General features: G+C 71.8%; 18 protein-coding genes and 4 CRISPR repeat arrays. Of the genes, 5 read left to right on the top strand and 13 right to left on the bottom strand.

The window, feature by feature from the left end; genetic code table 11:
- Positions 1 to 4: 4 nt before the first annotated feature.
- From STTU_RS35805 to STTU_RS32320, 11 genes are all read right to left on the bottom strand, one after another.
- Positions 5 to 2,452, bottom strand: coding sequence for a DNA translocase FtsK (locus STTU_RS35805; RefSeq protein WP_234019434.1), 2,448 nt, complete (start codon positions 2,450 to 2,452; stop codon positions 5 to 7).
- A 142-nt stretch (positions 2,453 to 2,594) separates the two neighbouring features.
- Positions 2,595 to 4,700, bottom strand: a complete 2,106-nt coding sequence (locus STTU_RS35800) for a hypothetical protein (protein WP_007830747.1) — start codon at positions 4,698 to 4,700, stop codon at positions 2,595 to 2,597.
- Between the two features lie 358 nt (positions 4,701 to 5,058).
- Positions 5,059 to 6,792: a DUF2637 domain-containing protein gene (locus STTU_RS32330; RefSeq protein WP_007830746.1), complete on the bottom strand. Its 1,734-nt coding sequence runs from the start codon at positions 6,790 to 6,792 to the stop codon at positions 5,059 to 5,061.
- Positions 6,789 to 7,052: a hypothetical protein gene (locus tag STTU_RS34430; protein WP_043257912.1), complete on the bottom strand. Its 264-nt coding sequence runs from the start codon at positions 7,050 to 7,052 to the stop codon at positions 6,789 to 6,791. The genes STTU_RS32330 and STTU_RS34430 overlap by 4 nt, the downstream gene beginning before the upstream one ends.
- A gap of 230 nt (positions 7,053 to 7,282) precedes the next feature.
- Positions 7,283 to 7,480: a hypothetical protein gene (locus STTU_RS31830; protein WP_043257911.1), complete on the bottom strand. Its 198-nt coding sequence runs from the start codon at positions 7,478 to 7,480 to the stop codon at positions 7,283 to 7,285.
- A gap of 158 nt (positions 7,481 to 7,638) precedes the next feature.
- Complete coding sequence (locus tag STTU_RS34790; RefSeq protein WP_007830743.1) at positions 7,639 to 7,794, bottom strand: hypothetical protein; 156 nt, start codon at positions 7,792 to 7,794, stop codon at positions 7,639 to 7,641.
- Positions 7,795 to 7,910: 116 nt separating this feature from the next.
- Positions 7,911 to 8,174 (bottom strand): WhiB family transcriptional regulator, encoded by a 264-nt coding sequence (locus STTU_RS31825; RefSeq protein WP_043257946.1) that lies wholly within the window; start codon positions 8,172 to 8,174, stop codon positions 7,911 to 7,913.
- A 71-nt stretch (positions 8,175 to 8,245) separates the two neighbouring features.
- Entirely contained in the window at positions 8,246 to 8,422 is a 177-nt protein-coding gene (locus STTU_RS35795; protein WP_007830739.1) for a hypothetical protein, read from the bottom strand.
- A gap of 328 nt (positions 8,423 to 8,750) precedes the next feature.
- Positions 8,751 to 9,125 (bottom strand): hypothetical protein, encoded by a 375-nt coding sequence (locus tag STTU_RS35790; RefSeq protein ID WP_052862574.1) that lies wholly within the window; start codon positions 9,123 to 9,125, stop codon positions 8,751 to 8,753.
- A gap of 186 nt (positions 9,126 to 9,311) precedes the next feature.
- A complete protein-coding gene (locus STTU_RS31810; RefSeq protein ID WP_007830733.1) occupies positions 9,312 to 9,704 on the bottom strand; it encodes a hypothetical protein in 393 nt (130 codons plus the stop codon).
- A 105-nt stretch (positions 9,705 to 9,809) separates the two neighbouring features.
- Positions 9,810 to 10,673, bottom strand: coding sequence for a hypothetical protein (locus STTU_RS32320; RefSeq protein ID WP_052862573.1), 864 nt, complete (start codon positions 10,671 to 10,673; stop codon positions 9,810 to 9,812).
- Between the two features lie 312 nt (positions 10,674 to 10,985).
- Here STTU_RS32320 and STTU_RS33740 point away from each other — a divergent pair.
- The 5 genes from STTU_RS33740 (at position 10,986) to STTU_RS32520 (ending at position 17,607) form a co-directional block, all read left to right on the top strand.
- Positions 10,986 to 11,815 (top strand): IS5 family transposase gene (locus STTU_RS33740; RefSeq protein WP_234019440.1). Its coding sequence is split into 2 segments (ribosomal slippage): positions 10,986 to 11,327 and positions 11,330 to 11,815, totalling 828 coding nucleotides; the frame shifts between segments, so codons are not numbered across the junction.
- A 65-nt stretch (positions 11,816 to 11,880) separates the two neighbouring features.
- On the top strand, positions 11,881 to 12,219 hold the full coding sequence (locus tag STTU_RS31790; RefSeq protein ID WP_007830728.1) for a putative quinol monooxygenase: 339 nt from the start codon (positions 11,881 to 11,883) through the stop codon (positions 12,217 to 12,219).
- Positions 12,216 to 13,466, top strand: coding sequence for a helix-turn-helix domain-containing protein (locus tag STTU_RS31785; protein WP_063894658.1), 1,251 nt, complete (start codon positions 12,216 to 12,218; stop codon positions 13,464 to 13,466). Before STTU_RS31790 ends, STTU_RS31785 begins: the two co-directional genes overlap by 4 nt.
- A 1,276-nt stretch (positions 13,467 to 14,742) precedes the next feature.
- Entirely contained in the window at positions 14,743 to 16,821 is a 2,079-nt protein-coding gene (locus tag STTU_RS35115; protein WP_007830723.1) for a hypothetical protein, read from the top strand.
- Between the two features lie 174 nt (positions 16,822 to 16,995).
- Positions 16,996 to 17,607, top strand: coding sequence for a DUF721 domain-containing protein (locus STTU_RS32520; RefSeq protein ID WP_078519125.1), 612 nt, complete (start codon positions 16,996 to 16,998; stop codon positions 17,605 to 17,607).
- Positions 17,608 to 18,668: 1,061 nt separating this feature from the next.
- A CRISPR array of direct repeats spans positions 18,669 to 19,003; the repeat unit is 29 nt.
- A gap of 518 nt (positions 19,004 to 19,521) precedes the next feature.
- A CRISPR array of direct repeats spans positions 19,522 to 20,039; the repeat unit is 29 nt.
- A 398-nt stretch (positions 20,040 to 20,437) separates the two neighbouring features.
- A CRISPR array of direct repeats spans positions 20,438 to 20,715; the repeat unit is 29 nt; unit sequence CGGAGGATCCCCGCGCTCGCGGGGCCGAC.
- A 95-nt stretch (positions 20,716 to 20,810) separates the two neighbouring features.
- A CRISPR array of direct repeats spans positions 20,811 to 21,574; the repeat unit is 29 nt.
- Between the two features lie 1,632 nt (positions 21,575 to 23,206).
- Here the strand turns inward: STTU_RS32520 and STTU_RS31770 are convergent.
- Complete coding sequence (locus STTU_RS31770; RefSeq protein WP_043257910.1) at positions 23,207 to 23,479, bottom strand: hypothetical protein; 273 nt, start codon at positions 23,477 to 23,479, stop codon at positions 23,207 to 23,209.
- Entirely contained in the window at positions 23,476 to 23,769 is a 294-nt protein-coding gene (locus STTU_RS31765; protein ID WP_007830700.1) for a hypothetical protein, read from the bottom strand. The genes STTU_RS31770 and STTU_RS31765 overlap by 4 nt, the downstream gene beginning before the upstream one ends.
- Between the last annotated feature and the right edge of the window lie 418 nt (positions 23,770 to 24,187).

Below are 24,187 nucleotides of genomic sequence, written 5' to 3'. Positions count from 1 at the left end.
CTGGTCACTCCTTGGCATGCGAAGCGGCAGCCGCCGCGAGGCCCATCGCGCCCAAGTCGCGCGTGGTGTAGCCGAGTTCGTCGGCGATCCTCATCATGGTCGCGTCCAAGTCTGCCGTCGAGACCAGGATTTCGCGTGCCTTTGAGCCGTCGGACGGGCCGACGATGCCCAGCTGGTGGAGGAAGTCCATCAGGTTCTGGACGGGGGCGAAGCCGATGCGCAGCTTGCGTTGGAGCATCGACGCCGACCCGAACTGCGTGGAGACGACCAAGTCCACGGCCTGGAGGACCAGGGCCGCGTCCAGACCCTCGGGCAGGGGTGCCGTCTCCGACCCGGCCGGGGTGGCCGGGCCGGAGACGGCCGGGCCGACCGCGGCTTCGCGGGCGACGTAGCGGGTGTACTGCCCGGAGTCGTCCTTGATGGCCTTGCCGTCCTTCGCCCACGCCTGGAGCCAGCCGCCGACCGTGCGCTGTGCCGGGGCGTCGCCCACCTTCCGCCGGTCCATCTCCGCCGCGAGGGCTTCGTGCAGGAGCTTGGGCGTGTAGCCGGTCGCCCCGGCGGCGGCCAGGAGCTCCCAGCCCAGCTCGCGCGGATCGACCGGGCGGGCAGGGCGGGGGAGCGGGGCCGGTGCCGTCGGCGCGGCGGCCGGCGTGGGGGCCGGAGCCGTGGGGACGGCGAGGTGCGCGGCGTTCGGGTCCAGCTGTGCGGTGACGGCTGCGAACAGCTCCTCTGCACCGCCGAACCCCTCGAACCCGGCCGGCACCACCGGAGCGGGCGACGCCATGCTGCTGCCCTGCGGCACCGGGTCGGAGGCGAGCAGCGTCGCGGCGGCGATGATCTCACCGGCGTTGTCGACGGCGTACTGCGCGGACTCGGTGAGCTTCTGCCCCTTGTACAGGTCGGGCAGGGTGCGCGCCCACCGCTGCGGGTAGTGCTCGCCGCTGTCCACCGCGGCAGACAGCTCATCGAGCTTGGGCCGTCGCCCGGCCGTGGCCTGGCAGATGGTGTCCATCAGCTCGTCGACCAGGCGCCATACCTTCATCGCGGTCGGCTTCTTCGGTCCGAGGCGGGTGTGCATGTTCCACCCGGACCCTGCGACGGGCGCGTCCTTCGGGTCGATCTTGATGTAGCCGGGGAAGAGGTAGGCGAGCTCTTCGGCGTCGGAGACGGTCATGCCGACCCGCCACTTCGACATCAGCTTCATCATCGCGGTGATGGCGTCCTGCGTGGCGCGCAGGGCGGCCACGAGTGCGCGCACGCGCATCGCGCGGCCCTCCTGCTCGACCTTGTCGATCATCTCCTTGATGTCGTACGGCAGGGAGGCGGTCTCGTCGGTGATGATGACGATGCCGGGGATCTCCGCGCTGATCGGCAGCTTGTTGTCGGTCTTCCTCTCGCGCATCAGCTGCTGGTAGCCGGCCTTGCGCGCGGCGATGATCTCGGCGGCCATCTTGAGCATGAGGCGGGCTTCGTCCTCGGTGTGCGCGATCCAGTCGACGATCGGCGCGGACGCGATGCCCTCGGTGGCCCACGGAGTGATCCAGGGGAGGGCGACGCCGCCGCCGGTGGTGTCGATCGCCCAGATCAGCGCGTCGGGCATGCGGGCGAGCTGGGCGGTGACGACGCGCAGGGTGTTGGTCTTGCCCGCGTCGGTCTCGCCCACGAGGATCCCGCAGTCGTTGCAGAGGCTGCCGAGCGCGGGCTCGCCGTTGCGGTACACGCCGAACGGGAACCGCTCGGTGAGGCTGATCTCGGAGTAGTCCTCGGGGTAAGGGATGTCGGCGGTGATGACGTCCTTGAGGGTGACCTCGATCAGGATGGTGCCGCGGTTGGCACCGGGGAACAGCTCGACTCCGCAGCCGTCGGGCAGGCGCAGGTCGCTGGCGAACTTCGGGCCGTAGCCGTTGAGGTCGTCGACGTTGGTGCCGCCGGCGGGCAGGTCCATCTCCACGGTGTAGCCGACTTCGCCGGGCCAGTGCTGCACGTCCTTGCCGTGGCAGTCCTCGATGCGGGCGACGCGCTTCATGCGGTCTTCCCAGTCCAGGAGGATGCCGACCGACTTGCGGCGGAGCTTGAGGAGCTTCTTGCGCTCGGAGCGGGTGTTCTCGGTGCGGTTGGCGGAGGCGTTGGCGGCGAGGCCGACGGTGGCCAGGCCCAGGCCGCTCGCCCAGCCGGTGGTGGTCAGCGGCGCGGTCGCCAGCGCCCAGGACGCCCATGCGGACGCGGTCAGCCAGGAGACGGCACGGGTGGTGAGCGTGCCCAGGGTGGTGCTCACGCGCAGGTCGTGGACGGTGCCGGCGGCGGCCGCGCTGCCCAGGGTGAGGGCGGCAGCCTGCCAGGGCAGGCCGGTGAGCGGGGCGAGCGCGACGGTGGTCATGGCGGTCTCGGTGGCGTATCCGAGGAAGGTGGTGTGGCCGCTGGGCAGCGACCAGTCCCAGTGACGCATCGACATGGGGAGGTTCTCCGTCCTGGTCGGGAAGGCGGGGGTGGGGCGGCAGCAGGGGATAGGCAGCAGAGGAGCCGGTGGCCTGCCCCGCGTTGGCGGGGTCGGCCACCGGCTCCTGGTGGTGCGGGTCGTGCTCGGTCCGCTTGGGTCAGCGGGGGGTGTTCCACATGGACTCGGCAGCCGGGCCCTTGCGGGGGCTGGTGTTGTGGCTGATCTCGCGGCTGTGGTCCTCCACGAACAGCTTCGCGGCCATGTCCGCGTCGTCGGACGCGGCCCGGATCATCGAGACGAGCTTGCCGATCTCGTCGGTGACGCGGTCGTCGACCGGGTAGAGGGCAATGGTGCGCTCGTAGAGGGCCTGGACGCAGTCGGCCAGGGCGGTGAGCCCGTAGGCGATGCCCTGGAACTCGGAGCCGACCTGCATCATGTGGACCGGCTCGAAGGTGCGGTAGAGCACGGCCATCAGGACGCACCCGGACTCGATGCGGCCGGGCATGAACATCGCGCCCTCAGCGGCGTCGGAGCCGGTCGGGGTGACGTTCCACATCCACTCGTTCGTCCTCGGGGCGACGATCCGCTCGATGTCGAAGGCGTGGACCATGCGGAAGAAGGCGACCATGCCGTCCGCGCGAGCGGCGGCGGCGACCAGCTTGGCGCAGGCCTCGCTCAGCTTGGCGAGCGCCTTCTTGCTGCACGGGTACTTCTGGTCGGCGTTGACGGCCATCTGCTGGACCGCCAGGGCCGCGGCGCGGATGCCGTTGGGCAGGCCGGCGTACTCGGCAGCGACCTCCATCATGCTGCGCGGGCTGTAGCCGGTGTAGGAGGCGTGCGCGGCGCGCATGGCCATCGCGAACTTGGAGCTGTTGCCGTCCAGCACCGTGGTGCCAGCAGCGAGCGAGGGTCCGGTCACGGGATCGGTGTCCTTCCTGGGGTTGTTGACCTTGAGGTTGAGCGTGTCCGCCTTGGCGCTCTTGTCGTGGCGGGCCTTGGAGCGGCGGAAGAAGAACCGCCAGATCCGTCCGGCGACACGGACGGGCAGCGCGAACCCGTGGAGCGGGTCGCGGCGCTTGAACGGCAGCAGGGCCAGTCCCCACAGGAGTCCGAGGGGCAGCGTTGCCAGCCCTCCGAGTCCGGCGAGGAGTCCGGCGCCTGCGCAGCGCAGCCAGTGCCCGAGCTTGCGGGCGGCTAGGCGGCGCATCCGGTGGAAGCGGCCCGAGGTCGGGCCGCTTCCACCGGAGCTGGTGGAGCCGCTCTTCTTCTTGGAGCGGCGGAGCTTGCTCGCGAGGCCGCGCATCTTCTGCAGGGCGCGACCGAGGCGGGTCTTGGCGGGCGTGATGGTCTTCGTGCCGGAGCCGGAGGTGCCCGAGCTGGAGCCGCCGCCCGAACCGGAGGATCCGGAGCCGCCGGAGCTCGAGGTGCCGCCGTTGTTGCGGCGCATCTTGTTGCCCCAGCCCTTGAGGGTCTGCCAGGCCTTGCCGGTGCGAGACTGCTGGTGGGCGCCGGCCTTCCCGCCGGGACCGTTCTTGCCTCCCCCGTTGTTCTTGCCGTTCCCGGTGCCCTTCGGGGTGTTCGCGCCGGGCGAGTTGGGACCGCCGGGACCGCGCCGGTTCCTGCCACCTCCGAGCAGTCCGCCCAGGCCGCCGCCGCGGCCGTGCTTGCCGCCGCCCGTTCCTCCCGGGCCGCGCCCGCCGCCACCGGCGCCGTGCTTGCCGCCGCCGGGCCGGTTCTTCGTGCCGGTCCCACCGCCCCCTGACCCGGAGCCGTTCAGCCAGCCGCCGCCCTTGCCACCGCGCCCGGGCCCGCGGCCGCCGCCACCAGCAGCACCGCCGCCGCCCCGGCCGCGACCGCCGCCGCGTCCGAGCAGGCCGCCCTTGCCCGCGCCACCTCCGGAGCGGTGCGTCCCGCCGCCGGAGCGGTTGCTCGCGGCGTTCGTGCGGGCGGCGGAGACCTTCGAGCGCTTCTTGCGGCCCGCCAGCGCGGCGGCGCCGACCGCGGCTCCGGCCGCGCCGGCGGCGATGAGACCGGGCACTCCGGCGAGTCCGTAGGCGACGCCTGCGGCGATTCCGGTTGCGTTGCCGCCGTGGATCAGCAGCGGCATCGCCCTCGGCCGCGACCGGTTGGCTTTCGGCTTGTCCGAGGCCGTGTCGGTGGTGGTCTCGGGCTCGGTGACGACGGTGTATTCGGCGGTGTCCGTGGCCCCGTCGCCGGTGGTGTCGGCGGTGGTTTCAGGGGTCGCGGTCGCGGTGTCTGCCACGACGAATCTCCTCACAGTGCGTAGCGGAGAGGCGAGGCGAGGCGGCGCGAAGCGGGCGCGAACACCCCCGTGACCCCCCGATTGGAGGGCTCAGCGGGGGCGGGGAGGGGGGTGATCCCCTCGCCTCGCCTCGCTTCGCTTCGCCTCGCCGCTACTTTCCGTAAACGGCCAGGTCGGGGGTGCAAAAGGGAAATTTCCGGGCCCTTTTGAGGGTCGGATCATGCTTGGTGGAGCGGGTGACGCGGTCGGCCTGGCGGCCGCGGCCGGCCCCCGCAGCCGCCCCGTCCGGCGAAGGCCGGGCGGGACGGTGCGAGGGACGACCGTGGGGGCCAGGAGGACCCGGTGATCAGCTTCCGTTTCAGGCCGCAGCCCGCTCGAGATCGCCGGTGGACTCGCCCCTGAGCAGGGCGAGCGCCTTGGTCTTGCGGTCCTGCGCGGAGCCGGTGGAGATGCCCAGCTCGTCAGCGATGACGCGGACGGTGACCGCGCTATCGCCCCGGGCCTGGATCATCGCGGAGACCCGCTGCACATCCCAGTCGACCTGGGTCATGCGGGCGCGCGCCGCGGCTTCAACCGCCGCCGCCTCGTGTTCAGCCGCACGCGCCTTGCGGGCGGCGGCGTCCTCGATCGCGGCCTGCTCGCGGGCCTTCGACACGGCGATCGACTCGGCTCCGCGCTGCGCCTCCAAGATCGTGTTCACCGTCGCGGCGCGATGTTCAGCCTCCTTCCTCTCGCGTTCAGCGGCCTCTTCCAGGGCCGCCCTCTCCCCGGCGAGCGCCCGCGCGCGCCGCTCCGCCTGCTCCGCGATGCCGGCCTGCCGTGTGATCTCCTCGCGCTGGGCGCGGGCGGCGGCATCGGCCTGGATACGGCGCTCGCGCTCGGTGGCCTCGGTGGCCATCTGCTTCTGCTCCAGACCCCAACTGGCCTGCACCTTCTCCCGGTCGATCCGGGAGAGCGTGCGCCGCTTCTCGGTCTCGTCGGCGAGCTCCTGCGCTTCGGCCGCAGCCTGGTCCTCCGCGAGCTTGAGCGCGTGCTGACGCTGCGCCTCACGCAGTTGAGCATCGGCCTCGGCGGCCTGAATCTCCGCCTGAGCCTCGCGTTCCGCTTCAGCCCGGGCGATCTTCAGGCGACCCTCGCCACGGATCTTGTCGACCTCCGCCTGAATGCGGGCCTCGCCCAGTTGAACATCGGTGCGCACGCGCTGAATCTCAGCCTCAGCACGCTGAACAGCGGCCCGCGCCGCCCGCTGGAGGCGCTTGGTCTCTTCCTCCAGCGGGACCCCGAGAGCGCGCTCCACGCTGAACCCGAACGGGGCCAGCTTGAACGGCAGCAGCTCGTCCGGCGTCGCCGCCCGGCGCCAGCTCTGCTCGTGGTTCTCGTACTTCTGGCGCAGGCCCTCGCGGTAGATCCGCAACGCCTGGTGCTGGGCGGCGACCTCCTTGTAGGGGAGGTTGTACAACCGCATCCGACGGGCCAGGCGCGGCGTGGACAGCGGGGCGAGGATCCAGCGGGTCAGCGGGACCGACCCGAGCGGGGTCTCACCGGCGAGCAGGTCGGCCATCCGGCCGATGTAGTGGCGAGCGGCCTCCACGGCGATGATGAACAGCACCGGGATGACGCCGTGCATGGACGCAGCGAGCGGGTCCTCGGTCACCGGGCCGGCGGCGGCCGCGTTGAAAGCGACGGTCGCGACGGTCAGGCCGTGCGCGGTCCAGCGAAGGATCGGCCACGGCATCCGCTTGCGCATCATGTACAGATCGAGCGCGAGCAGCACGAGGATGCCGGCGTCGATACCGACGGGGAAGGCGTAGGAGAAAGTCCCGAAGCCCTTGCTCTCCGCGAGGTGGCGCAGCGTGTTGTAGGAGCCGGTGAAACCGATCCCGGCGAGGACCAGGCCGCCGACGCCAGCGACGACGGCGAGCAGCCGCATGGTGCGCGGGTCGTCGTCCCGGTCGTCCTGGTCGTGCTGCTGGGAGCCGGGCTGCTCCTGGTCGTGATCGGTGTGGTCGGCCGGGGCCGGGACGGGCCAGGAGTGCTGGTCGTCGTCGTCCGGGCGGACCGTTTCGGGCTTGCGGATATCGACGGCGGTCATGTACTGCTCTCCGGGTCATCAGCGGGGAAGAACGGGTCCAGGGCCAGGCCGACGCACAGCCGGACCGCGCCGAACACGGCGAGGCCGACGGCGAGATGCAGCAGGGTGGGCCACAGGCCGTTCACGAAGAGGTCGAACAGGGCGAGGACGGTGGAGATCACCGCGATGACCGTGGCCAGCAGAGCGGGCAGCGGGTTGCGCGGGACGAAGACGTCGTCCGTCATCTTGCTCGGGGTCGGGGTGGCCGTCGTGGTACTCATCGGGCACCCCCACTGGTAGCGTTGACCATGCGAAACGCTCCTTGTCAGCGGGTCGCGAGAACAAAGGAGAGGCCCCGGGCAACGGGGCCTCTTTCCTTTGCCGAGCCTGATTCGGCTCTCCGGCTCCGCCACGGCCTGCACGGCCCTGGCGGAGCGGGAGAACCGCCGGCCCCGGCGCGGAGGATGTCTCCGGCCGGGGCCGCGGCGTGCCGAGTGCGGGGCGCCCCGGATCACGTGTCGCGGTGCTCCTTGAGGTACTGGGCGACCTGGACCTTGGCTGTGGCGAGGTCGGTGAGGGCGCTCATCGCGGGCCACAGGCCGTGGTTCCGCTCCGCCTCCGCGATGTGCGTCCACGCCTCTTCCACGAGCTTGTCGGGGTCGGCGTTTATGCGGCGCAGCGGGCTGACGAGGCGCTGGAGAAAGGCCATGGGATTAACTCCCTTACTGAGTGGTCGTGGTTCGGGCTGTCCGACTCCCCTCACCCCGCCCGGCCCTCGCACGAGACGCGCGAGGTCGGGCGGGGAAAGGCAGCAGGCAGGCAGGCGGTCACGCGGCTTTCTCGGCCTCACACGGCAACAGCCGCGTGTCAGCGTCCCTGCGTGAGGTAGGCCTGGGCCGCTTCGAGCTGCTCGGTCGTGTAGGAGTTGGCGACCGTCTCGGTGAACGCCTGGTCCCCGCTGGTGGCGGCGTCGACGATGGCCTGGGCAACCTGCTCGGTGGTGGGCTGCGGCTGATCGGGCATGGCGGGTTCTCCTCGGGGGTTTCGTGGTCCGGGCTGTCCGGCTCCCCTCGCCCCGCCCGGCCACGGCTCGCACGAGACGAACCGGAGCCGCGCGGGGAAAGGCAGCGGACAGGCCGTCACGCGGCGGGGGTGTCCGTGGTCGCGGGCCATGCGCGGCGCCGGCGCATGCGGCGGCGTTCCTCGGCGGAGATGCCGCCCCACACGCCGTCCTGCTGGCGGGAGTCGAGCGCGAACTCCAGGCACAGGGCGCGGACGGGGCAGCCCGTGCAGATCTTCTTGGCCTCCTCGAGCTGCACGGCCCCCGGGCCGGTCTCGCCCACGGGGAAGAAAAGCTCGGGGTCCTCGTCACGGCACAGGGCCTGGTGACGCCAATCGGGGATGGTGGGCGTGGGCGCGGGCTGGCGCTTGAGGGCGGTGAGGGTGCGGGGACGGCCACCGGTGCGGGTGCGGGTCATCGGGTTCCCTTCGCGTGCGTCGTGAGGTCGGCGTGGGCGGCGTCCTGGCGGTGCAGCCAGCCCTCAATCTCCGAGGTGGTCCAGGTCGTCGGGTCGCCGTGCTCGCGCCGGTAGCGGCACAGCGTCGGCGCGGGCGCGGGGATCGGCTGGGAGGTGGGGGAGGTGGTCGGCATCGAGGCTCCCGGGAGAGATGCAGGGTGAACGTCCGTGACGTGGTGGCCCGCGTTGAAAGCGCGCGCCGCCGTCCGCCCGGCGAGGGCGAGCAAACGGCGCGCGCGGGGATGCGCGGGTCCGTGGGAGAGCGCCCGCGCCGCGAGGAGTTGCGCGGCGCGGGCGCGTCTTATGTGGGGCACGCCCACCGCTACTTCGCGGGAGCGGGCGGCGGCGGGGGCGGGGTCTGCCCGCACTCGCAGGGCGACATGGCGACGCTCTGGAACGGTTTGCCGTCCGCGCCGGTGTGGTTGTAGGTGATCATGCGGTCCGGGTGACCGCAGGGGGCGCTCACCGCGCACCCGTCCCACTGCACGTCAGGCACCGCGCCCAAGAGGTGCGCACGACATCGTCGGTGTGGGTGGTCGAGGTACGGCCGCCGTGGCCGTCGCAGTCCGAGCAGGCGATGCCCGCGGCGTGGTTCAGGCGGGCGCGCTGCTCGGCGGCGGTACGCGGCGCGCGACGACCGGCGGGGATACGGGTGTCGGCCTGGCGGGCCTCGGCGAGCATCCGGTCCTCGAACGTCGCGGCGGTGCGCTGAGGGTGGGGGCGGGCGGGCTCGGTCGGCGGCTGCGGCTGACGGCCCCCGGTCTCGTGCGGCTGCGGGCGGGTCGGGAGCGGGTCGCGCTGGACGCGCGGCGAGCGGGGCAGGGTAGCGTTCGGCATGCGAACTCCATCTCGTGACGGGTGATTCGCCGGGCTCCGGCCCACGTACGCCCCGGTGTCCAACCACCGGGGCGTTCGTCGTTGTGGGGGCCGGGCGTTGGCGTAGAGCGTGATCCGTCGCGCTCTCCGCTCGCTCACCGACCAGCCCCGTCTGGGCCGTGCGGTGAGCGACGGGGCGCGCGAGGATCAGGCCGCCAGCACCTCGGACTCCGCGAACGACACGACGACGGTGCGGTCGATCCGCAGCTGCCGCGCGGCGGGGATGAGGATGTCGACGAGGCGCTCGCGGACCCGCTCGGTGACGGTCGGATCGGCGGCGAGGATGTCCCGCGCCGCATCCCGCCGCGCCCCGGAGGCCGCAACAACCTCCTCGCGCGCCCGGGCCCGGCCTTTCTTCACCACGGAGACGGCGTCCCATCGGGCCAGCTCGTCTGCGGTCACCAGGTCGTACATCTCCAGCGGCGTGCCGAAGGCGACGTCCAGGTCCAGGTCGCCGAACGCGGGGAGCGGCACCTCGACCGCCTCCAGGAGCGCGAGCGTCTCCGTGTCGAACTCAGTCAGCGGGTCGGTAGCGGACATCGGTATCTCCATGGGGGTCTGGGGGGCTCCCGTGTGGGGGAGCGCGAGGGCCCCGGGCTGCGAGGTGCAGCTCCGGGGCCCGGAGGGTGTGGATGGTGGTGCGGGTCATGCGGCGGCGAGCGGGGACCTGCGGCAGCGGGTGATGTACGCGGCGACGGTCTCGCCCGGGACTGGCGCGGGCAGCGCGGCCCTGACCGCAGCGATGAGCGCGGTGTGTGCGGGCTGGTCGGCCGGGGTCAGGGGGCGGCGCCAGAGGGTGGCCAGGTGCAGGTACGCGGCGCGGGTGAGGTGCTCGGCGAGCCCGTCGCCCGCGAGCCGGTCCTGGCGGGCGTCGGCCAGAGCGCGCAGGGTGCCGGTGGCCAGGGCGCGGACGGAACGGCGGTCCCCGGCACTCTGGCGGCGCAGGGCCGGCGGGGCGCCGGCGGGGCCGTCGACGGCCCGGCCGCGAGTGGTGGGGAGCGCGTCGGCGGGGACCGCGCGGGCGGCGTCGGCCTGGCGGGCGGCGGGCACCGCGCGCTCCCACTGCGCGCGCCGGTCGGCAGGCCGCTGCTGGGGCCGGGCGACTTTGAGGGTCTGGACGGTGGCTCGGCGGTGGCGGGTGAGGTCGACGGCGAGACGCTCCTCGCGCGCCCACTCGTCGTACTGGCGGCGCCACATGGAGTCGGTGAGGTCCACGTCGACGAGGCGGTTGCTGGAGCGGCAGCGGATCGCGGCGTCGACGCCAGCACGACCGGTGTGGTGCGGGACGAGCTTGAGGAGGTAGGTACCCCGGTGCGGGGTCACGGCCACCCAGGTGCGGCAGTCCGGGCACACCAGCGAGATACGGCGGGCCTGCGTGGCCTCCACCCTGCGCATGTCGATGTGACCGGGCGACAGGGTCGAGACGACGATCGCGTCCAGGGGGCTGACGCGGGAGGTACGGGTGCGGCCCCGGCGCGTACGGGCCGTGGGCATGGCGAGCTCGGGCATGGCGACTCCTCGGCAGGAGAAGGGAGGGGGATTCGCGGGGCGGGTGCTCTCTCCGCCCACCAGGTCCACGAGCCAGCGGCCCACGTCCTGGCGGACAGACAGCGCATCAGCGCTGAGGTCATACAGCAGTCCTGCCAGCCAGGGGGTTTGGTGGTGCTACCGCCTCCGGCCACCTGCCCGACTCCGAAGAGACGAGCCGCAGAAACTGCGGTGGCGACACGACCGACGCTACGCACACTTTTCGTGCTAGTCAATACTTCAGTGCTAGGCAGTGTCTTCAAATGATCACCGCTGGTGGATCATGGTGTCGTGATACGTCGCCATGAACTGTCGGATGCCGAGTGGGAGTTCGTCCGGCCGCTGCTGCCCGAGTCGTTGCGGGGACGCAAGCGGTTGGACGATCGCAGGGTCCTGAACGGGATCGTGTGGAAGTTCCGGACCGGGACGGCCTGGCGGGACGTGCCCGAGCGCTATGGCCCGTGGGCCACGCTGCATACGCGTTTCCGCAGGTGGGCGGCGGACGGGACGTTCGACCGGATGCTCCGCGCCGCCCAGGCGAAAGCGGATGCGGCGGGCGACGTCGACTGGCTGGTGTCCGTCGACTCGACGATCGTCCGCGCTCACCAGCACGCGGCCGGGGCCCGAAAAGGGGGCTCCGCGACCCGGCCCTCGGCCGGTCAAGAGGCGGTCTGACCAGCAAAATCCACCTGGCCTGTGACGGGCGGGGCCGACCCCTGGCATTCGTGGTCACGGGTGGAAACACCAACGACTGCACCCGGTTCCCCGCCGTGATGGAAGCGATCCGCGTGCCCCGGATCGGACCCGGCCGTCCCCGGGTCCGGCCCGATCACGTCCTAGGCGACAAGGGCTACAGCTCGAAGGCGATCCGCGCCTGGCTCCGTCGCAAGGGCATCGCCCACACGATTCCCGAGCGGGCCGACCAGGCCCGCAACCGGGCCCGGCGGGGCAGCCGCGGAGGCCGCCCGCCGGCCTTCGACCGCGAGGTCTACAAGCACCGCAACGTCGTGGAGCGGTGCTTCAACCGTCTGAAGCAGTGGCGCGGGATCGCCACCCGGTACGACAAGACTGCCGAGTCCTACGAAGCAGCTGTCACGCTCGCGTCACTCCTGATGTGGGCGTGACATTTGACGACAGAACCTAGTCGTTGCATCCATAGCACTGAAGGTTTTAGTGTGAGACTGTATGCATGACCATCCCAGGAGGAGAAGTGAGCGGATACGCACTCGTCGTGCGGTTCACCACCCGTGACGCCGACTCAGCCAAGAAGTTCGACGCCCTCGTGAGTCGCACTTTGGAGGGCATCCGCTACGAACCCGGCACTCTCGCCTACGTCGTCCATGTCCCGGAGGGCGAACCACTGGTCCGCGTGTTCTATGAGCTCTACGCGAGCTACGACGCGTTTCAGATCCACGAGGCGCAGCCCCATACGCAGCGGATGCTCAGCGAGCGAGAGCAGTACCTCGACGGCAGCGAGGTCACGTTTCTCAACGAGCTGATGGGCAAGCGCCCGACGGAGACGACATGAACAAGCCCACGGGCAAGGAGGTAGACCCCCGCGACCGAGCTCTCGGCCAACGCGTCGCCAAGCTCCGCAAGGAGCGCGGCATGACGCAACAGGAGCTGGCAGCCCGGTTGAATGGACGGTCCGCTGGCTGGATGAGCCAGGTAGAACGCGGAATCCAGCCGGTACGTCGCGTCGATGTTCTCCAGGAGATTGCTGACGCGCTGGGTGTCTCCATCCAGATGCTCGACCCCAGCTCCCCGATTTTCACCCCTTCGGTTCCACCTGTCACCGAGGCCACCAACGACCTCGACGGTGCTCGAACCGTCATCTCAGGGCACCCCGCGATCGGCCTCATCACCGGGGTCGAGGAATCGGGAGCCATTGACCTTGGTGCGCTCGAAGAGTCCGTCGAGCAGATTTGGGAGTACACCCACCGCAATGCGTATCCGGAGATCAGCGAGACAATCGCCGCGCTGCTCCCTCAGCTGGAACGTGCCGTACGCACCGTCCCCGCCCCGGACCGGCCTGTCGCCTACCGGAACCTGGCGCGGGCGTACCAAGCACTCGCCGCCGCCTTCGCTCGGCAGGGCGATTCTCGCTCATCATGGGTGTCCGCTGACCGGGCAGTAGCCGCCGGCGAGAGATCCGGTGACATTTTCCTCGTGCACGCGGGGATCTTCCGCATGGTGCACGCCTTCGTCCGCCTGGGGCACAACCAGGAAGCCGAACACGCGGTCACCGAAGCGGTCGCAGCTCTCCAACGGCGCGCGGACCTCCCCCCGGAGGGCCTGTCCGTGCTCGGCTCGCTCCACCTCGCAAAAGCGCTGGTTCACGCCAGGTCTGGGCAACGCTCGGAGGCCCGCGCGGAACTGGAGAGCGCGAGACGGGTAGCGGAGCAGATCGGCGAGGACCGCAATGACTACAACCTCGAATTCGGCCCGACCAATGTCATGATCCAGACAGTCTCAACCGCCCTGGATCTCGGTGATGCCGGGGAGGCTCTCGACATAGGGCAATCCATCGATGCCGCCTCGTTGTCGCCCGAGCGCCAAGCTAGGTTGTTGATGGACTTGGGGCGAGCCCACGCGCAGCGGCGACACACGCCCGACGCAGTCGAATGCCTGCTGCGCGCGGAGGAAATGTCACCGGACCTAGTACGTCAGCACAGCGCGGCCCGGGCCGCGATCAGAGAGCTGTTGCTCGTGAGCGGGCCGAAGGCGTCCGCCGATCTGGTGGCTCTGGCCGCGCGGGCGTCCGCGGCGGAATGAGGTGATCGTGCCCAGTATCAATGTGCCATTCCAGTGTCCGCAGTCGACGATCATCGCGGATGTGCGCCGGAGTGAACGGTGCCCCTATGCGATTTGTGGTGCGGTGCCGTCTGTTCCTGTACGCGCAGTGGCGGATGGGGCACCGGAGCGCTATCGCCGGGGTAGGGTGATCCTCGCGCCAATGATCTCTATGGATCGTCGGGGCACGCAGAACTATAAGCGGCTCCGCTCCCCTGGGCTGGTAACCCAGGATCGACGCGGAGCCGGTGCCGGAGGCGGTATGCAACTACCCCTCGGGCTGGCCGCAACCTCCAAAGCCAGGACGCGACATGAAGCAGAGTACCCGGAGTTCACCCCGGTCAGACAGGTGGAGCCACGGTTCCGGCGTGAGGATCACACCGCCGACGGACGTTACCCCTGTCCCTCCTACCGCCGCACACGCGTGACCGCCCGGAGCGGGGCTGCCCCCGCTCTCGCCGTCATGCCCACACGCCTCATCCCCGAGCGCCGCGTTGTCGGCGTCTCGGGGCAGACCCCACCCGCTGCGGGGGGTCGGATGACGTAGAGATCTTGCACGCGGGAGGTTTTGGGCCCCTTGGCGGGGGCGCTCTTCCTCTACCGCCGGCCGCTGGTGTTGGCGCACCGTGCGGCCTACTTCCACGGACCGGAGTAACAGCTCCGATCTAAGGCCCGATCTTGAGGCACCGGTTTGGCGACCGGCACCCGTAGATCGAGCGAATTTCAGGTTCTAGGCGAACCGCACCCCATCGAGATGGGGCCCTTTCACGTGCGCGGCGCAAGCCGGGACGAGAACGGAGTTCATAGTGCCGTACGCGCCCATCCCCTGTCATCTCTCGCGCCCCCGTGTGGGCGATTCGCGTAAAAAGTCCTTTCATTGGACGGTCGGGGCATTTTCTCCCCTTCGTCCGCTCGTGCTGTCGGAGGCTGTCATGTGTCTCCGAGCGGGGTACCGGGTGAGTCTGTCAGCGGGGGCCGCTGCTGTGCTCGGGCGCCGTGTCCCGTCGGGCGGGAGACGGTTGCAGGTCCCAGCTCAGGAGTCGGGAAGGAGCAGGGGGTTCTCTGCTGCTCGGCCTCTGTCCACAGGCAGCTCGCGTGAGGCTGCCGGGATGATCTCTGGTTCGTGTGTGCGGGTGGGCCTGTGAGCGCCGTGACGGTACCGGCCGCGCTCCCGCGCCCCCGTACGTTCACCGGTAGGACTGCGCGCCGTCGGCTGCGGTCGGTCCCGGCCCCGGCCGGTCCGGTCGGTCAGCTGGAGGTGGGCAACCCGCTCCAGCTGACCGCGACGATGCGTACCCGGCTGCTCGCCGCGGTGCGCGCTCTGGTGTCCGATCCCGCCCTGGACGGGGCGGGCGACCCCGCGCGCCTGGCGGCGGTAGTGCTGATGGCGAAGGCCACGGTGGCAACCGACTACAGCACGCGGATCACCGCGACGGAGCTGGGTCGGTGGATCGGGCTGAAGAAGTCCCGGGTCGCGCACCACGTAGTACCGGAGCTGCGCGAGCGTGGCGTGCTGGGCTCGAACGGGACGACGAACGCTGCCGGGTGGATGACGGGCCTGGAGTGCTGGGTGATCCCGATGTACCGGGCGCAGCACGGCGGGGACCGTAGGCACGTCCTGGCGCTGTCGCGGGTGGAGCTGGTCGTGCTCCTAGCGCTGATCGAGGTGCTGTTCGCGCCGGGCTGGGAACACCGGGACGGCCGGGTAACCCCGGCCGGGATGCTCGCGGGGCGTACGGGGCGCGGGGCGGCGACGGACCGGCTCGGGCTGCTGCTGATGGTGCTGTCGTCGAACTCCAGAGGGTGGCTGCAGCTGTGCTCGGGCAGCGTGGACACCGGGCGGGGCCGTCCGGCGGCGACGGTGGCGCGGCTGATGGGCTGCACGGCGGCGGCCGGGGCGAAGAGCCTCAAGCGGCTCCAGGAGCAGGGCGTGCTGTCGGTGGACCGGCGGGAGACGGCGTCGGGTCTGCATGCGCGCAGTCGGGTCCGGCTGCTGCCGGTGGCCAGGGCGCACGGGATCGCTGTCCGGGAGGCCCGCGGGGCCGCCGGCGCGGTGTTTTCAGACCTCGCCGTTACTGCATCCGGCGATCTTGAGACGACGGTTGAGACTGTGTCCCCTGTGGTTACTGGGGTTCAGGGTACCGGGATGGGCCAGGAGCCTGATTCGGCAGACCGCGCCGATGCTGCACACCTTCACGCCTCTCACGCTTCTGGGGCTACTCCTGCTGATCAAGTTGAGGACTCCTCGGGTTTTTCCGGCGAAGGCCGTGGGGGGACCCCGCCGTCGCCGGACCGCGCGAGCGCGCGTGAGGAGGGCCCGCTGCGCGGGGAAAAGCGTGAGGAGTCCCCCTCGTCGAGCAGCAGTGAAAAGCGCGGGCCGGGCCCGGCGGTGACCCTGGTGCCGGAGCCTCAGGGCTGCGCTCAAGGCCGTCAGCAACCGAAGCAGGCTCCAGCGCCGCTGCCGCCGGAGGATCTGCGGGCGGTCCTGGAGCCGGTGGACTGGATGTGGGCGCAGCTGCCCAGGCCGGGGCTGCGCCGCGTCGTCGAGGCGGCCGCGCACGCCGAGCTCGCCGTCCTGCAGGGCCTCGTGGGCCGTACGGATGCGCCGCAGGTCCTCGGTGCCCGGCTGTTCCGGCGCCTGGGGGAGCAGATCCGTACGGGCGGCGTGATCCGGGATCCGGCGGGCTGGCTGCTCGCGCGGGGGTTGCCGCAGCGCCAGCAGTGCGGGGACGTGCGCTGCGACGACCGCATCCTGCTCGACTCCGGGCAGGCGTGCCCGCGGTGCGAGGACCGGCAGGTCGATCGCCGTGCGCAGCGTCGCCGGATCGCCGCCGAGGTCGAGGAGCGGCTCCCGTACGCGGGGGAGGAGGAGCGGCGCGCGGCGACTGTGCGGCAGCTGCACGAGGACGTAAGGGCCGCCGGGTGGGCGCGCGAGTGGGAGTGGGAGCGGGTCCGGGCGCGGCAGGCCGCGGCCCGCGCACGCGCCGATGCCGCCCGCCAGGACCAGCCGGAGCCCACCGCTCCCGCCCTGGGCGCGCTCCCGGCGCCGCGGGCTCGGGTGCTGGCGTCCCGTACGGCCGCCCCCGCTGTGGCGCCTGCCGGGCGACAGGTCCGCGAGGTCGTCGACGAGCTCGTGCTGGAGGAGCTGACTCGCGAGCAGATCCTCGACTGGCGCGCCCGCGCCACCTACGACCACCAGGTCGTTCTCGACCACATCGCCCGCTACGGCGAGCACTCCGCGCAGCGGCTGTTCACCCGCGCGCTCGTCGCCACCGTCCACCGCGTGACCGGCCGCGACCACCTCACCCTCACCACGAGCCCCTGGGGGATCGCATGAGCAGCACCGAGAACAAGACTTCCGGCGCGGACCTCGCCCGGGTCGCACTGCGGGCGGCGATGAAGGCCGCGCGGAAGAACGGCGGCGGCCGCCCCGCGAGCACGACGCCGCGCTCCACCCGCACCGGAGCCCGGCGGGCGCGAGCCGCTCGGGCTCGGCGCCGCCCTCCAAGCGCTGCTCGCCGAGCGCGCCTGGGAACTCCCCGCCGCCGGAGCCACGCTCCGCGACCGCTGGACGGCGATCGCACCCGACCTCGCCGGATCCGTCGCCGCCGTCGGCTACAACGCTGCCAGCGGGTGCCTGATCCTGCGGCCAAGCTCGGCTGTCTGGGCCACCGAGACCCGGTTGCGAAAGGCCCAGATCATTGAGGCCGCAAACACGGCGGCGGGGCGCACCGTGGTCCGGGCCGTACGGGTCCTCGCCCCCAGCACCGGCCCCGCGCCCACCCCGGCCCCGGCCACTGCCGACGGCGAAGGCACCGCCGCACCCACGCCCGTACGGACCCGGGAGAACGCCTCGCCCGGATACCGCCCTGCGCTCCGCGCCCACCAGCAGGCAGCCCCCGCCCAGCGCGTCGACCACGACGTCCTCAAGGCCGACCGCCGCGCCGGCGAGCGCCAGGCGGCCGCGATGCGCGCCCTGTCCCACCACGCCTTCCCCGACGAAGTGCCCCGTCTCTCGGCGCGCGAGGACGTCGACGCGGAGCGGCGCACCGGTGCCGAGATCGAGGCGGCCGCACGTCGCCGGGCCCGCGCGGACCGGGCCCCGCGTCGTGCGATCCCGTAAGGCGACACGGTGATGCGTGGAACAGGCCGAGTGACCGCTCCCCGAGCGCGGGGTCCACGTGTATACACGTGCCGTCACCCACCAGCAGCAGAGGATCCCCGCGCACGCGAGGCCGACCCCAAGTCCTGGTCGAAGAGGAGCGCGTAGCCCGGAGGATCCCCGCGCACGCGGGGACGACAGACGAGCCCGTACGGCTCGATGTTCGACAACCGGAGAATCCCCGCGTGCGCGGGGCCGACCTCGTTCGTCACGCCCGGCCCGTCGCCCCGGAGGGAGCATCCCCGCGCTCGCGGGGCCGACCCGTCGAACTCGCGGTCGGCGTAGCAGGTTCCCGGAGGATCCCCGCGCTCGCGGGGCCGACATCCGGTCTACGGGCCGGAAGTACCAGCCCGCCGGAGGATCCCCGCGCTCGCGGGGCCGACAAGGCCGATCGCACGCTGCATCCAGCGCACATCGGAGGATCCCCGCGCTCGCGGGGCCGACCGAGGCCGCGCACGCGAAGCTCGCCGACGAGCTGGAGGATCCCCGCGCTCGCGGGGCCGACACTTGCTGACCTGCAGTCATACCAGCGGGTCTGCCAGTTTTCCAGCAGTTGCTTTCCGGCCGGTCGCTAAGCCCAGATCAGAAACAACAGACCGCCCCCGCCAGCCCTCACTTTCCACGTCAACACCGTAACCCTCGACAGCCGCCCGGCGGCGCGACTGATCCCCACCAGCGCAGGACCGACAAGTTCGGCCGGCGCGCGCCGCCCCGAGCGGCCGGAAGATCCCCGCGCCCGCGGGCCAACTGCATGTGCTCCAGACCGGCCTGCACGCCCGTCGGAAGATCCCCGCGCACGCGGGGCAACGGGCCGCGCGAGGCCAGCGGGAAGTTAATCCGCGGAAAATCCCCGCAGGCGCGGGGGCAACGACCCGCTCCTGGTCCGCGTCGGCCTCTGGGCAGGAAGATCCCCGCACACGCGGGGACGAGGTGCTTTTCATGACGGATGCTGAGGCCAGGGAAGGAAGATACCCGCACACGCGGGGACGACACGCCGCGAGCTCGAAGAGCCTCAAGTTCGGCTGGAAGATCCCCGCGCATGCGGGGACGACCATCACGCACAGTCGGTCAGCTCCTAGTGCTGGGGAGGATCCCCGCGCATGCGGGGACGACGGCACGGGACTCCCGGCCCGCTCCCTGAAACCGGGAGGATCCCCGCGCATGCGGGGACGACGCCGTAGATCAGCCCGTCGGACTGGTCGGGCTCGGAGGATCCCCGCGCATGCGGGGACGACTTCCTCAGCGCATCCATGCGGTAGAAGTCGTACGGAGGATCCCCGCGCATGCGGGGACGACCTCAGGCTCGGGCGCGAGGGCCAGGGTCTCCCCGGAGGATCCCCGCGCATGCGGGGACGACACTTTCTGACCTGTGGTCATACCGGCTGGTCTGCCAGTTTTCCTTCGGTCGCTTTTCAAACGGCCGCGGAGCCCAGGACAGAAACGACCGCCCAACACCAGCCCCAGTAGCTCTCACCACCGCTCATACGAACACCGTAGCCCCGCCCAGCCACCCCCGTAACGCCACCGATCCCCCGAGCGCGGGGCTGTCCCTCCTCCCCGTCGCCGCATCCGTCTAAAGATCCCCGCGCGCGGGGCCGACGCGGAGGCGGGGCGCGCGGCGGACACGGGCCTCGGAGGATCCCCGCGAGCGCGGGGCCGATTCGGGGGTCTTGAGGATCTGGTCGGCGAGCCGCGGAGGATCCCCGCGCACGCGGGGCCAACCGCCTCACCCGGCCCGGCGGCGCCGCTCTCGTCGGAGGATCCCCGCGGGCGCGGGGCCAACCGTTCGTAGAGATTTGCGGTGATGTGCCGTCTGGGAGGATCCCCGCAGGCGCGGGGCCAGCACCCTCTCAGGTTTCGGTGTGCCGATCAATACCGGAGGATCCCCGCAGGCGCGGGGCCAACAACGCGGGCTCGCGCTCGGGGGTGGGGGTGGACGGAGGATCCCCGCAGGCGCGGGGCCAACCACCTGACGGCGCCCCGTGCGGACCATGAGGAGGGAGGATCCCCGCAGGCGCGGGGCCAACGATCGGGTCGATCTCGGACGCGTCCACGAAAGCGGAGGATCCCCGCAGGCGCGGGGCCAACCCAGCTCTCGGCGTGGGCGCGGGACGCGGGGGAGGAGGATCCCCGCAGGCGCGGGGCCAACTCAGCCTCTGCCCGCCAGCCGCTGCCGAGGACCGGAGGATCCCCGCAGGCGCGGGGCCAACTCCACGAAGCTGGACGAGTTCAGGCGCTGCCCCGGAGGATCCCCGCAGGCGCGGGGCCAACTGCTCCACCGACCACGCGAGCAGCCCCCCGGCCGGAGGATCCCCGCAGGCGCGGGGCCAACTGCTCCACCGACCACGCGAGCAGCCCCCCGGCCGGAGGATCCCCGCAGGCGCGGGGCCAACACTTGCTGACCTGCAGTCATACCAGCGGGTCTGCCAGTATCCCTTCGGTGGCTTTCCGGTCCGGCCGCTGAGCCCAGAACAGAAACAACCGCCCGAACCCACCAGCTCTCACCCCCACACGTACACCGTATCGCCGGCCAGCCACACCGAGAGCGCGGACGATCCCTGCGAGCGCGGGGTCGACGCTCGGTGTGCCTGCGGCCTCGCGCAAGAGTCCCGGAGGATCCCGCAAGCGCTGGGCCGATGGCCCTGAACACGTCGGCGAGGCAGCCGAGGGAGGAGGGCCCCTGCGAGCGCGGGGCCGGGACCCAGCGGGCCGAGGGCGGAGCACACGGGGCCGGAGGATCCCCCGCGAGCGCGAGTCGACCTCGCCAGGATGCGCGTGCTGCCGCTCTCCAGCGGAGGATCCCCGCGCACGCGGGGCCGACGGGGCGAAGCGGATTCCCGAAGTGCGCCGCACACCGGAGGACCCCCGCGAGCGCGGGGCCGACGCCTGGATCGCCTCGACCACCCAGTTCTCCGTCGGAGGATCCCCGCGCCTGCGGGGCCGACACCTCTGGCCAGGACCACCGCGCGGACAGGACCGCGGAGGATCCCCGCGCTCGCGGGGCCGACCGGCCTCCCGGGGTCGCCCTCACCGGCTCGGACGGAGGATCCCCGCGCTCGCGGGGCCGACTCCGGGCGGAGCAAGTTAGTGGCAAAGGTGACCGGAGGATCCCCGCGGCGCACGCGGGGACGACCGCCGTAACTGCACAGCACCACGCTCTCCACGCGAAGGATCCCCGCGCCCGCGGGGACGACGCGGCCTTGCGGCAGCGGTCCGAGCAGTACGTCGAAGGATCCCCGCGCCCGCGGGGACGACGCCTGGAAGCGAGCCCGCTTGGACGCCAGCACCGAAGGATCCCCGCGCCCGCGGGGACGACGATCCCTCCACCTCGGCGGCCAGACCGTAGCCCGAAGGATCCCCGCGCCCGCGGGGACGACGGGCGGTCAGCGTCTCGTACCCCCGCCCGGCCAGAAGGATCCCCGCGCCCGCGGGGACGACGACGTCCAGATCATCACGTTCAAGCGCATCTCCGAAGGATCCCCGCGCCCGCGGGGACGACTCGTCGCAGAAGCGGATGAGGAAGTCGAGGACCGAAGGATCCCCGCGCCCGCGGGGACGACCGCGCACGTGCCAGCGTCCCCGGCCGCGCAGGAGGAAGGATCCCCGCGCCCGCGGGGACGACCACCGTTCGGCGGAACGGCGAGGCGAGCGTGTCGAAGGATCCCCGCGCCCGCGGGGACGACTTCTGGGCGTCAGATGCCGAGGTCGAGGCCGAGGAAGGATCCCCGCGCCCGCGGGGACGACGACCCCGGACTGCCAGAACACGACGCCCCTCCCGAAGGATCCCCGCGCCCGCGGGGACGACCCGGGCGAGACGAGGGCTTCACCTTGATCAAGGTGAAGGATCCCCGCGCCCGCGGGGACGACTCGCGGGACTCGGCGGCATGAGTGCCGCTCAGAGAAGGATCCCCGCGCCCGCGGGGACGACGCTTGCCGACCTGCGGTCATACCGGCTGGTCTGCCAGTTTTCCTTCAGTTGCTTTCCGGCCGGTCGCTGAGCCCAGGACAGAAATGACCGCCCGACCCCAGCAGCTCTCACTCTCCACGTCAACACCGTAACTCCCGTAATCCGCTCGGCGGCGCGACTGATCCCCACGAGCGCGGTGCCGACAGGCTCAGCCAGCGCGCGCCGCCCCGAGCGGTCGGAAGATCCCCGCCAGCGCGAGGGCAACCCGGCGCCCGCCAGTTCGCCTGCAGCAGCCGGAGGATCCCCGCGCGCGCGGGGTCGACGGGGTACGAAACGTGATCGTCGGCCTGATCGTCGGAAGATCCCCGCGTGCGCGTGGTCGACCTGTTGGTCCGCCAGTAGCTCCGCTGACCGTGCGGAAGATCCCCGCGCCCGCAGGGCCAACAAGTTGACCGCCGTGGTGGTCGAGCTGGTGACCGGAGGATCCCCGCGCCCGCAGGGCCGACGCATGACCCCACCGACGAAGAGGGCCGCGATCTGGAGGATCCCTGCGCTCGCGGGGCCGACTTGCAAAGGTTCCCCGCGCTCGAGCGGGCCCACGGAGGATCCCCGCGGGCGCGGGGCCAACCCCAAGAGCCCTGACCGAGAGGGGAGCCCGCGAGGAGGATCCCCGCAGGCGCGGGGCCAACCACTCGGTGCGGACGCCGTCCGCCTGGTGCTCCGGAGGATCCCCGCAGGCGCGGGGCCAACTGGGTCGCCCGCGTCACCCTGACCGGCGAGACCGGAGGATCCCCGCAGGCGCGGGGCCAACCGCCTGACCGGCCTGGACCCCGCCGTACGAAACGGAGGATCCCCGCAGGCGCGGGGCCAACGCCAGCTCGCGCGAGGCGCCAGTGCTCACTGGCGGAGTATCCCCGCAGGCGCGGGGCCAACCCGCCCGTGCCTAACCCCATCACCGGCGAGGGAGGAGGATCCCCGCAGGCGCGGGGCCAACGTGGCCGGCGCTCACGGCGTCGTGCCGATCCTCGGAGGATCCCCGCAGGCGCGGGGCCAACCCGCAGGGCAACGCGTCCTCGATGCTGGGCTGGGGAGGATCCCCGCAGGCGCGGGGCCAACTGCGTGACCTGCTGCCGTGAGCCCCGGCCGGTCGGAGGATCCCCGCAGGCGCGGGGCCAACGCGCAGGGCGCGCTCGCGCAACAGCCGCTCCACGGAGGATCCCCGCAGGCGCGGGGCCAACGCGCCTGCCCGCGCGGAGTGCGCGGTGATTTTCGGAGGATCCCCGCAGGCGCGGGGCCAACCACTTGCTGACCTGCAGTCATACCAGCGGGTCTGCCAGTTTTCCTTCGGTGGCTTTCCGGCCGGCCGCTGAGCCCAGAACAGGAACAACAGCCTGCTCCCACCAGCTCTCATCCTCCACGTCACACCGTAACCCGCGAAAACCCCCGACAGCCGCTCAGCGGCGCGACTGATCCCCACGAGCGCGGTGCCGACAGGTTCGGCCAGCGCGCGCCGCCCCGAGCGGTCGGAAGTTCCCCGTGTATGCGGGGCCTACCATCTGCCTTGCCGAGGACGAGGGCTCCGCGGCGGAAGATTTCCGCGTGCGCGGGGTCGGCCTGGGGTCTGGGCGGGGTGGCGGTGGGTCCGGCAGTGGTTCAGGGCCCGGCGATGAGCCACAGGATTAAGACCGCGTCGAGGTTCTCGGCGTAGCGGTAGACGACGCTGATACCGCGGCCGCCGGTCTGCTCGGGGAGGAGCTCGTAGGCGTAGGTCGCGCTGCGCGTTCCTCGATCGGGCAGCGGACGGGCGCTGGGCTGGTCGGGCTGCTCCTCGAGACGGCGGCGTACCATTTCGACGGCTGCTTGCTCGGAGCGGGTGAGCTCTCGGAGGGTCTTTTCGGCGGCGTCGGAGTAGAACGCCAGGCTCACCGGTCGGCCTCGCTCATCTTGCGCCGCAGTTCCGCCTCGATGTCCTGGCTGGAGCGGGAGATGGCGGTGGCCGCGTCCGCGTCGCGGTGGAGGAGGACACGGTGCCGGTATGCCTGGGTGATCTCGCGGACGTGAGTGAGGTCGTCGAGGTCGGTGGCAGCGAGTTCCCTGTCGAACTGGTCGAGGTCGCTGGGGTAGCCGTGCCGGCGTAGTGCGGCGCGGAGGTCGGCGAAGGTCCGCATGGGCGGGGCGTCGTCGGTGGGCTGGTAGTGCTCGTGTGGGGCGGTCACGAGCTCCTCCTCAAGGGTTGGGTCTATGGCTGTTGAGTGTCCTACAAGAGCGGCCGTCAGGTGGCGCTGTTGCGCGGGGTGGGCGCCTTACCGGTTTCCTGCCGCCGTGTCGGCCGCCCCGGCCCAAGAGAGACCGGGGCGGAGAATCCCCGCGGACGCGGGGCCACTCCCCGCGACCTGCCTCGGCCCCGGCGCAGGCAGGCCATCCCCGCGGGCGCTGCGTCGACGGGGACATTGACGAGCCGCGCCGCGAGCACCGGGGAGGATTCCGCGCGCGCGGGTTCGACGCGCTTGCCGTGGCACGGGGAGAGGAACGCTGCTTTACGGTGCTTCAGGTTCGTTGCGGGCTCGCGCCTGTTCACGCTGCTTGATTTTGCTGAGCCTGTCGAATAGTTCCCGCCACGCCCGGTCGATCGCG

This window comes from Streptomyces sp. Tu6071 (genome assembly GCF_000213055.1).
Taxonomy (GTDB): Bacteria; Actinomycetota; Actinomycetes; order Streptomycetales; family Streptomycetaceae; genus Streptomyces; species Streptomyces evansiae.
The sequence above is the reverse complement of the archived record's forward strand: the minus strand, read 5'-3'. Positions and strand labels throughout refer to the sequence as shown.

Excerpts from the sequence above, each read along its gene's own strand:
- STTU_RS31790 (WP_007830728.1), top strand. The coding sequence starts at position 11,881 with ATGACCATCCCAGGAGGAGAAGTGAGCGGATACGCACTCGTCGTGCGG.
- STTU_RS32330 (WP_007830746.1), bottom strand. The coding sequence starts at position 6,792 with ATGACCGCCGTCGATATCCGCAAGCCCGAAACGGTCCGCCCGGACGAC.
- STTU_RS31830 (WP_043257911.1), bottom strand. The coding sequence starts at position 7,480 with ATGGCCTTTCTCCAGCGCCTCGTCAGCCCGCTGCGCCGCATAAACGCC.
- STTU_RS34430 (WP_043257912.1), bottom strand. The coding sequence starts at position 7,052 with ATGAGTACCACGACGGCCACCCCGACCCCGAGCAAGATGACGGACGAC.
- STTU_RS35790 (WP_052862574.1), bottom strand. The coding sequence starts at position 9,125 with ATGCCGAACGCTACCCTGCCCCGCTCGCCGCGCGTCCAGCGCGACCCG.
- STTU_RS34790 (WP_007830743.1), bottom strand. The coding sequence starts at position 7,794 with ATGCCCGATCAGCCGCAGCCCACCACCGAGCAGGTTGCCCAGGCCATC.
- STTU_RS35805 (WP_234019434.1), bottom strand. The coding sequence starts at position 2,452 with ATGTCGATGCGTCACTGGGACTGGTCGCTGCCCAGCGGCCACACCACC.
- STTU_RS31810 (WP_007830733.1), bottom strand. The coding sequence starts at position 9,704 with ATGTCCGCTACCGACCCGCTGACTGAGTTCGACACGGAGACGCTCGCG.
- STTU_RS35795 (WP_007830739.1), bottom strand. The coding sequence starts at position 8,422 with ATGCCGACCACCTCCCCCACCTCCCAGCCGATCCCCGCGCCCGCGCCG.
- STTU_RS31785 (WP_063894658.1), top strand. The coding sequence starts at position 12,216 with ATGAACAAGCCCACGGGCAAGGAGGTAGACCCCCGCGACCGAGCTCTC.
- STTU_RS32320 (WP_052862573.1), bottom strand. The coding sequence starts at position 10,673 with ATGCCCGAGCTCGCCATGCCCACGGCCCGTACGCGCCGGGGCCGCACC.